Raw genomic sequence first — 8,255 nt, forward strand, 5'->3', positions numbered from 1 at the left:
TTGGCATGGTTTGTGCTTCTTCCCTTTCGCACATTCAAGGCACAGGAGACCTGCCCATGTCCGCGCCGCTGATCCCGATATCCGGTCTGTCGCTGTCCTCGCGTCAGGAGATGGGGGAGGCGCTGGCGCAGGGGGGGTGTTCGGCCTCGTCCTGCGGCTCGAAGGCGGGGCCTGCGGACATGGACCCGGCGGTGTGGGCCAAGGTCAAGGATCACCCCTGCTATTCGGAGGAGGCGCATCATTATTTTGCGCGGATGCATGTGGCGGTGGCGCCGGCCTGCAACATCCAGTGCAATTACTGCAACCGCAAATATGATTGCGCCAATGAAAGCCGCCCGGGCGTGGTGTCGGAACGGCTGACGCCCGAGCAGGCGGCGCGCAAGGTTCTGGCGGTGGCGGCCGAGGTGCCGCAGCTGTCGGTCCTGGGCATCGCGGGGCCGGGGGATGCGGCCTATGACTGGCGGCGGACCCGGGCGACCTTCGATCTGGTTGCGGCGCGGCTGCCCGACATCAAGCTGTGCCTGTCCTCGAACGGTCTGGCGCTGCCCGATCATGTGGACGAGATCGTGGCGATGAAGATCGACCATGTGACGATCACGATCAACGCGATCGACCCCGAGATCGGACAGCAGATCTATCCGTGGATCTTCTACCAGGGCAAGCGGCGGACGGGGCTCGAGGCGGCGACGATCCTGCGCGACCGCCAGCTTCAGGCGCTGGAGATGCTGACGGCGCGCGGCGTTCTGGTCAAGGTGAACTCGGTGCTGATCCCGGGCCTCAACGACGCGCATCTGATCGAGGTGAACAAGGCGGTCAAGGCGCGCGGTGCGTTCCTGCACAACATCATGCCGCTGATCTCGGACCCGGCGCATGGCACCCATTTCGGGCTGAGCGGCCAGCGCGGGCCGACGGCGGCGGAACTCAGGGCGGTGCAGGAGGCCTGTGCGGGGGGGGCGAACCTGATGCGGCATTGCCGGCAGTGCCGGGCCGATGCGGTGGGGCTTCTGGGCGAGGACCGGGGGCAGGAATTCACGCTCGACAAGCTGCCCGAGGCGATCGAGGACACGCCCGAGGCGCGCGCGGCCTATCGCGACTGGGTGGCCACGGAGCGGCGCGACCGCGCGGCGGCGACGGCGCGGGCCGAGGCGGCGGCGCCTGCGCCCGCGGCGCCGGTGCTGTTTGCCGTGTGCACCCGCGGCTCGGGGCGGGTGAACCAGCATTTCGGCCATGCGACCGAGTTCCAGATCTACGAGGCCGACGCGGCGGGCATCCGCTTTGTCGGGCATCGCCGGGCGGACAATTACTGCATCGGCGGCAGCGGCGTTTCCGAGCGGATGGACGAGATCGTGCGGGTGCTCGAGGATGTCTCGCATGTGCTCTGCGCGCGGATCGGCGCGGGGCCGAAGGCGCGGCTTGCCGCGGCCGGGATCGAGGCGGTCGAGACGCCGCGCGACTATATCGAGACGGCGATTGCCGGTGTGCTGGCCGCCCGGGCCGCGGCGGCGGGTCCGGCCGCGGCCCGGCGGGCCTGAGGCGGCAGGGAAAGGGGACGGGCGATGGCCTACCGGATCGTGACCGCGCAATGCACCGCCTGCGGCGCCTGCGAGTTCGAATGCCCGAATGCCGCGATCGGGATGCAGGGCGAAAGCTATGTGATCGACGCGGGGCTCTGCACCGAATGCGCGGGCCAGTTCGACAATCCGCAATGCGCCGAGATCTGCCCGGTGCCCGGCACCTGCGTGCCGGGCTGATGGCATGCCGGGCGGTCCCGACGCGCTGGACTGGCTGGGCCGGCCGCTGGACTGCGCCGCCTGCCGCTTTGGCGATCTGCCGACCCGGCGTCAATGCGCCCCGGGCTGGTCCTGCGCCTTCGACCGCTATGCGCCGCGGATCGCGCGGTTCTTCACGATGAACCCCGAGGCCGCCGATCTGTGCCTTGACGCGCCCGGTCCCGGCACCCGGGCGCATGCCGCGCGGGTGGCCAGCGTGTTCCGGCTGCGCCCGCTGCTCGACGATGCCGATGCGCAGGTGCGCGCGGTCGCGGTGCTGCGCCTGCCCGCGGCGCAGGCGCGGGCGCTGCTCCGCGATCCCGACCGCGAGGTGCGCATCGCGCTGGCCTGGCGGCTGCCCTTTGCCGACCTGGCGCCGCTGCTGGACGATGCCGATGCGCAGGTGCGGCTGGTCGTGGCGCGGCGTGCCGATCCGGGGGTTCTGCCGCTTCTGCTGCATGATCCCGATCCCGAGATCCGCCGGATGGTGGCCGGGCGCATCGGGCTGCGCTGGCTCGAGGCGCTGCTGGCCGATCCCGATCCGCTGGTGCGCCGCGCCGTGGCGCGGCGCCTGGCGCCCGAGCGGCTGGGCGTGCTGGAGGCCGATGCCGACATGCGGGTGCGCCATGCCGTGGCCGAACGCGCCGGGGCCGGGCTGGCGCGGCGCCTGCTGGCCGATCCCGAAGCCCCCGTCCGCGAGGCTGCCGCGACGCGGCTGGCCGAGCTTTCCGCCGAAAGGGAACCCGATGTCGAGCGATGACCGCGAAATCGAGATCTATGGCCCGCCCGCCTTCGCCCCCGGCGAAAAGGTGCGCTGCCTGAAACATATCCGCAATGACGGCACGGTGCCCGGCCGCGAGATCGGCGAGTTCGTCGTCAGGAAGGGCGAGGAGGGCTATGTCCGCGACATCGGCACCTTCCTGAACCAGTTCTACATCTATGCCGTCGATTTCGTCGACAGCCGTGCGATCGTCGGCATGCGCCGCGACGAACTTGTCAGCCTCGAGAAGGAGAGCGCCCGATGAAGATCATGGTCCGCGAAACCCCGAAGGGGATGGAGGTCTATGTGCCCAAGAAGGATCTGGAGGAACTGATCGTGGAGGCAGAGCTTCCGGGCATCTGGGGCGGCTGGGCGAAGCTGTCGAATGGCTGGACCTTCGAGATGCCCGCCTTCGAGGAGGCGCCGAAACTGCCGGTGACCGTCGAGGCGCGCCGGCTGTCGGTGGAGTAGCGGGGGTGGCGGCGGCACTGTCGCAGCTTCTGGACGAGGTCGCGCGGGGCGTGCGCGTGCCCTATCTGGGCGCGGGGGCTGCGGCGCTGGCCGAGGATGGCCCGCCCGCCTCGCCGCAGGCGCTGTGCGCGGCGATCGAGGCGAAGGTGCGCGCGCCGAAACGGGCCAGCGGCAATCTGTGGTCGGTGGCGCAATTCGTCGAGAACCGCCGCTTCCGCCGGACGCTGGAGGCGATCGTGCAGGAGGTCTTTGCCGCGCGCCCCGCGCCCGGGCCGGTGCAGCGCTGGCTGGCGCGGGTCCGCCCGCCGCTGGTTGTGGATGCCTGGTATGACGGCCAGATGCTCGATGCGGCGGCCACCGCAGGCCCCGAAGGCTGGGGCTGGGTGCAGGGCATCAGCCGGGCGGGCGAATGGCGCGATGTCTGGACGGCGGCCTTTGACGGCGCCGGCCGCGCGATCGGCGCGGCGCCCGATCCGGCCTGGCAGATGCTGGTCTACAAGCCGCACGGGCTGATCCGGCCGGGCGGGTCGTTCCTGATCTCGGACAGCGATTATGTCGAGGTTCTGACCGAGATCGACATCCAGACGCCGATCCCCGAGGAGGTGCGCGCGCGCCGCACCGGCCGGCCCTTCCTGTTCCTGGGCTGCCGCTTCGACGACCAGATGCTGCGCAGCTTCGCGCGCCAGATCGCGAAACGCTCCGCCCCCGGCCATGCCGCGGTGATCGAGGGTCCGCTGAGCCGGATGGAACAGCGCTTTCTCGACGAGATGGGCATCGAGCGGCTGGACCTGCCGCTTGCCGCCGTCACCGGGGCGATCGCCGCCCCGGCCTGACCGCCCCCGGCGCCGCCCGCGCGCCGCCCCCTCCCTTTCCTTTCGTTCGGACGGAACGCCCCTGCCGGGGCGCGTTTGTCGTGGCCTTGTCGGGTTCGACACATCGCGCGCACCTCGCGGCCGCCGGGCCAGGGGGCAGGAAACATGGGGGAAAGGGGGGTGCAGGGGGTTGGCACGTTTCCTGCTTCGAAAGGGGCGAGAGTGGCCGCGACGCCTTCTCGCGACACGGAACCGAAACGAGCTGCAAAGGAAGACCCCCATGAGCGCACTGAGACAGATCGCCTTTTACGGCAAGGGTGGGATCGGCAAGTCGACCACCTCGCAGAATACCCTGGCCGCCCTGGTCGAGCTGGACCAGCGGATCCTGATCGTCGGCTGCGACCCCAAGGCCGACAGCACCCGCCTGATCCTGAACACCAAGCTGCAGGACACCGTGCTGCACCTGGCCGCCGAGGCCGGATCGGTCGAGGATCTGGAACTCGAGGACGTGATGAAGGTCGGCTACAAGGGCATCAAGTGCACCGAGGCCGGCGGGCCGGAGCCGGGCGTGGGCTGTGCCGGGCGCGGCGTGATCACCGCGATCAACTTCCTGGAAGAGAACGGCGCCTATGACGACGTGGACTATGTGTCCTACGATGTGCTGGGCGACGTGGTCTGCGGCGGCTTCGCCATGCCGATCCGCGAGAACAAGGCGCAGGAAATCTACATCGTGATGTCGGGCGAGATGATGGCGCTTTATGCCGCCAACAACATCGCCAAGGGCATCCTGAAATACGCGAACTCGGGCGGCGTGCGCCTGGGCGGGCTGATCTGCAACGAGCGCAAGACCGACCGCGAGCTGGAACTGGCCGAAGCCCTGGCCGCGCGCCTGGGCTGCAAGATGATCCACTTCGTGCCGCGCGACAATATCGTGCAGCATGCCGAGCTGCGCCGCGAGACGGTGATCCAGTACGCCCCCACCAGCAAGCAGGCCAACGAGTACCGCGAGCTGGCGCGCAAGATCCACGAGAACTCGGGCAAGGGCGTGATCCCGACCCCGATCACCATGGAAGAGCTGGAAGAGATGCTGATGGATTTCGGCATCATGCAGTCCGAGGAAGACCGGCTCGCCGCCATCGCCGCGGCCGAGGCCTGAGACCAGCGGGCCGGCCGTCGCGCCGGCCCCTCCCATCCTGCCCGCCCATCCTGCCCGAAGGAGCCCATGATGGCCAAAGACATTCCCGATCCGATCGCGCCCGAGAAGCTGATCGAAGAGGTCCTCTCCGCCTATCCCGCCAAGGCGGCCAAGAAGCGCGCCAAGCACCTGGGCGTGGCCGCCCCCGCGCCCGAAGGAGAGACCGAGATCGTGTCGAAATGCGACACGGTGAAATCCAACATCAAGTCCGTCCCCGGCGTGATGACGATCCGCGGCTGTGCCTATGCCGGCTCCAAGGGCGTGGTCTGGGGCCCGATCAAGGACATGGTCCATATCAGCCACGGCCCCGTCGGCTGCGGCCATTATTCCTGGTCACAACGGCGCAACTACTATACCGGCACGACCGGCGTGGACAGCTTCGTCACCTTCCAGTTCACCACCGATTTCCAGGAAAAGGACATCGTCTTCGGCGGCGACAAGAAGCTGGAAAAGACGATCGACGAGATCAACACGCTGTTCCCGCTGGCCAAGGGCATCTCGGTGCAGTCCGAATGCCCGATCGGCCTGATCGGCGACGATATCGAGGCGGTCGCCCGCAAGAAGAAGAAGGATATCAACAAGACCATCGTGCCGGTGCGCTGCGAGGGTTTCCGCGGCGTGTCGCAATCGCTGGGCCACCACATCGCCAATGACTGCATCCGCGACTGGGTGTTCGAGGCGGGCGAGAGCGCCCATGAGCCCGGCCCCTATGACGTCAACATCATCGGCGACTACAATATCGGCGGCGATGCCTGGTCCTCGCGCATCCTGCTGGAAGAGATCGGTCTGAACGTGATCGCCTCGTGGTCGGGCGATGCGACGCTGGCCGAGATCGAGAACGCCCCCAGGGCCCGCCTGAACCTGATCCATTGCTACCGCTCGATGAACTACATCTGCCGGCACATGGAAGAGAAGCACGGCGTCGCCTGGATGGAGTACAACTTCTTCGGGCCGAGCCAGATCGCCGCCAGCCTGCGCGCCATCGCCGCCAAGTTCGACAAGTCGATCCAGGACAAGGCCGAGGCGGTGATCGCCAAGTACCAGCCGCTGGTCGATGCGGTGCTGGCCAGGTACAAGCCCCGCCTCGAGGGCAAGTCGGTCATGCTCTATGTCGGCGGGTTGCGCCCGCGCCACGTCGTCACCGCCTATCACGATCTCGGCATGGAGATCGTCGGCACCGGCTACGAGTTCGCCCATGGCGACGATTACAAGCGCACCGGCGAATACATCAAGGAAGGCACGCTGATCTACGATGACGTCACGGGCTACGAGCTCGAGAAGTTCATCGAGCAGATCCGCCCCGACCTGGTCGGCTCCGGCATCAAGGAGAAATACCCGGTCCAGAAGATGGGCATCCCGTTCCGCCAGATGCACAGCTGGGACTATTCCGGCCCCTATCACGGCTATGACGGCTTCGCGATCTTCGCCCGCGACATGGATCTGGCGATCAACAACCCGGTCTGGGGCCTGTTCGACGCGCCCTGGAAGAAATCGGCCTGACGGCCCCGGCGGGGGCTGCCTGCCCCCGCTTCCCCTCAACCCTTTCGGCCGGCGTCCCGGAATGCGGACGGGCCAGGACAAGGATCACGACGATGCCCCAATCGGCAGACAAGGTGCTCGACCACACCAGGCTGTTCCACGAGCCCGAATACCAGAAGATGCTGAAAGCCAAGCGCGAGACGTTCGAGAACGCGCCGCCCGCGCCGCAGGTGACGGAAATCCTCGACTGGACCAAGTCGTGGGAGTACCGCGAAAAGAACCTCGCCCGCGAGGCGCTGGTCATCAACCCCGCCAAGGCCTGCCAGCCGCTGGGCGCGGTCTTCGCCGCCGCGGGCTATGAGGGCACGATGAGCTTCGTGCACGGCTCGCAGGGCTGCGTGGCCTATTACCGCTCGCACCTGTCGCGCCACTTCAAGGAGCCCTCCTCGGCGGTCTCCTCCTCGATGACCGAGGATGCGGCGGTGTTCGGCGGGCTGACCAACATGGTCGAGGGCCTGGCCAATACCTATGCGCTTTACCAGCCCAGGATGATCGCGGTCTCGACCACCTGCATGGCCGAGGTGATCGGCGACGACCTCAACTCCTTCATCATCCAGTCGCGCGACAAGGAATCCATCCCCCAGGACTTCCCCGTGCCCTTCGCCCACACCCCCGCCTTCGTCGGCAGCCATGTGGACGGCTATGACAACATGCAGAAGGGCATCCTGACCTATTTCTGGAAGGATGCCGAGCGTCAGGAAACCGACAGCATCAACATCATCCCCGGCTTCGACGGCTATGCCGTGGGCAATATCCGCGAGCTGAACCGCATCCTGGCTGCGATGGGCGTCGATTGCACCATCCTGTCGGACGTGTCGGATGTCTACGACACCCCCTCGGATGGCGAGTTCCGCATGTATGCCGGCGGCACCACGCTTGAAGATACCCGCGCCGCGCTGAACGCCAGGGCGACGATCTCGATGCAGGAATACTGCACCCGCAAGACGCTGGAATTCTGCGCCGACAAGGGCCAGCAGACCGCCGCCCTGCACTACCCGATGGGCGTGGCGGGCACCGACGAGCTGCTGATGACGCTCAGCGAGCTGTCGGGCAAGCCGATCCCCGACAGCCTGACGCTGGAGCGCGGCCGCCTGGTCGACGCGATGGCCGACAGCCAGGCCTATCTGCACGGCAAGACCTACGCGATCTACGGCGATCCCGACTTCGTCTACGCGATGGCCCGCTTCGTGATGGAAACCGGCGGCGAACCCCGGCACTGCCTGGCCACCAACGGCACCAGGGAATGGGCCGCGCAGATGCAGGCGCTGCTGGCCTCCTCGCCCTTCGGGCAGGGCTGCCAAGTCTGGGCCGGCAAGGACCTGTGGCACCTGCGCTCGATCCTCGCAACCGAGCCCACCGACATGCTGATCGGCAACAGCTACGGCAAGTACCTGCAACGCGATCTCGGCATCCCGCTGATCCGCCTCACCTTCCCGATCTTCGACCGCCACCACCACCACCGCTTCCCCACCTGGGGATACCAGGGCGGCCTGAACGTGCTGGTCAAGATCCTCGACACCGTCCTCGACAAGATCGACACCGATACCGGAACCCTGGGCGAAACCGACATCTCCTTCGACCTCACCCGATAACCCACAAAAAAGGCCCCGGCGCACCCCTGTCCCAGCGCCGGGACCCCCGCGAAGCAAACGCTTCGCAAGGCGCGGCAGGGGATATTGCAAACCTGCCGCGCCTGACTCTGCCCCCCA

9 protein-coding genes are annotated in these 8,255 nt (G+C 67.6%); all 9 read left to right on the forward strand.

What is annotated here, in order from left to right:
* Nucleotides 1-56 precede the first annotated feature (56 nt).
* The 9 genes from nifB to nifK all read left to right on the forward strand — a co-directional run bounded on the left by nifB (nt 57) and on the right by nifK (nt 8,138).
* The gene (gene nifB, locus GH815_RS18345) at nt 57-1,532 is read left to right on the forward strand and encodes a nitrogenase cofactor biosynthesis protein NifB (RefSeq protein WP_153750175.1); all 1,476 of its coding nucleotides are present in this window, start codon (nt 57-59) and stop codon (nt 1,530-1,532) included.
* A gap of 24 nt (nt 1,533-1,556) precedes the next feature.
* Nucleotides 1,557-1,751, forward strand: coding sequence for a 4Fe-4S binding protein (locus GH815_RS18350; protein WP_153750176.1), 195 nt, complete (start codon nt 1,557-1,559; stop codon nt 1,749-1,751).
* 4 nt (nt 1,752-1,755) lie between these two features.
* Nucleotides 1,756-2,529, forward strand: coding sequence for a 4Fe4S-binding leucine-rich repeat protein (locus tag GH815_RS18355; RefSeq protein WP_153750177.1), 774 nt, complete (start codon nt 1,756-1,758; stop codon nt 2,527-2,529).
* Entirely contained in the window at nt 2,516-2,794 is a 279-nt protein-coding gene (locus GH815_RS18360; protein WP_153750178.1) for a nitrogen fixation protein NifZ, read from the forward strand. The genes GH815_RS18355 and GH815_RS18360 overlap by 14 nt, the downstream gene beginning before the upstream one ends.
* Complete coding sequence (gene nifT / locus GH815_RS18365) at nt 2,791-3,000, forward strand: putative nitrogen fixation protein NifT (RefSeq protein ID WP_153750179.1); 210 nt, start codon at nt 2,791-2,793, stop codon at nt 2,998-3,000. The genes GH815_RS18360 and nifT overlap by 4 nt, the downstream gene beginning before the upstream one ends.
* A 5-nt stretch (nt 3,001-3,005) precedes the next feature.
* The gene (locus GH815_RS18370; protein ID WP_343030965.1) at nt 3,006-3,833 is read left to right on the forward strand and encodes an SIR2 family NAD-dependent protein deacylase; all 828 of its coding nucleotides are present in this window, start codon (nt 3,006-3,008) and stop codon (nt 3,831-3,833) included.
* A 259-nt stretch (nt 3,834-4,092) separates the two neighbouring features.
* Complete coding sequence (gene nifH / locus GH815_RS18375) at nt 4,093-4,968, forward strand: nitrogenase iron protein (RefSeq protein WP_153750180.1); 876 nt, start codon at nt 4,093-4,095, stop codon at nt 4,966-4,968.
* 69 nt (nt 4,969-5,037) lie between these two features.
* Nucleotides 5,038-6,507, forward strand: a complete 1,470-nt coding sequence (gene nifD, locus GH815_RS18380) for a nitrogenase molybdenum-iron protein alpha chain (RefSeq protein ID WP_153750181.1) — start codon at nt 5,038-5,040, stop codon at nt 6,505-6,507.
* 92 nt (nt 6,508-6,599) lie between these two features.
* Complete coding sequence (gene nifK / locus GH815_RS18385) at nt 6,600-8,138, forward strand: nitrogenase molybdenum-iron protein subunit beta (protein ID WP_153750182.1); 1,539 nt, start codon at nt 6,600-6,602, stop codon at nt 8,136-8,138.
* The last annotated feature ends 117 nt before the right edge of the window (nt 8,139-8,255 follow it).

The organism is Rhodovulum strictum, assembly GCF_009649175.1.
GTDB classification, from domain to species: Bacteria; Pseudomonadota; Alphaproteobacteria; order Rhodobacterales; family Rhodobacteraceae; genus Rhodovulum; species Rhodovulum strictum.

What these genes read in the sequence shown, in the direction of transcription:
- nifK (WP_153750182.1), top strand. Translation starts at nt 6,600, where the DNA reads ATGCCCCAATCGGCAGACAAGGTGCTCGACCACACCAGGCTGTTCCAC.
- nifT (WP_153750179.1), top strand. Translation starts at nt 2,791, where the DNA reads ATGAAGATCATGGTCCGCGAAACCCCGAAGGGGATGGAGGTCTATGTG.
- nifB (WP_153750175.1), top strand. Translation starts at nt 57, where the DNA reads ATGTCCGCGCCGCTGATCCCGATATCCGGTCTGTCGCTGTCCTCGCGT.
- nifH (WP_153750180.1), top strand. Translation starts at nt 4,093, where the DNA reads ATGAGCGCACTGAGACAGATCGCCTTTTACGGCAAGGGTGGGATCGGC.
- GH815_RS18350 (WP_153750176.1), top strand. Translation starts at nt 1,557, where the DNA reads ATGGCCTACCGGATCGTGACCGCGCAATGCACCGCCTGCGGCGCCTGC.
- nifD (WP_153750181.1), top strand. Translation starts at nt 5,038, where the DNA reads ATGGCCAAAGACATTCCCGATCCGATCGCGCCCGAGAAGCTGATCGAA.
- GH815_RS18360 (WP_153750178.1), top strand. Translation starts at nt 2,516, where the DNA reads ATGTCGAGCGATGACCGCGAAATCGAGATCTATGGCCCGCCCGCCTTC.
- GH815_RS18355 (WP_153750177.1), top strand. Translation starts at nt 1,756, where the DNA reads ATGCCGGGCGGTCCCGACGCGCTGGACTGGCTGGGCCGGCCGCTGGAC.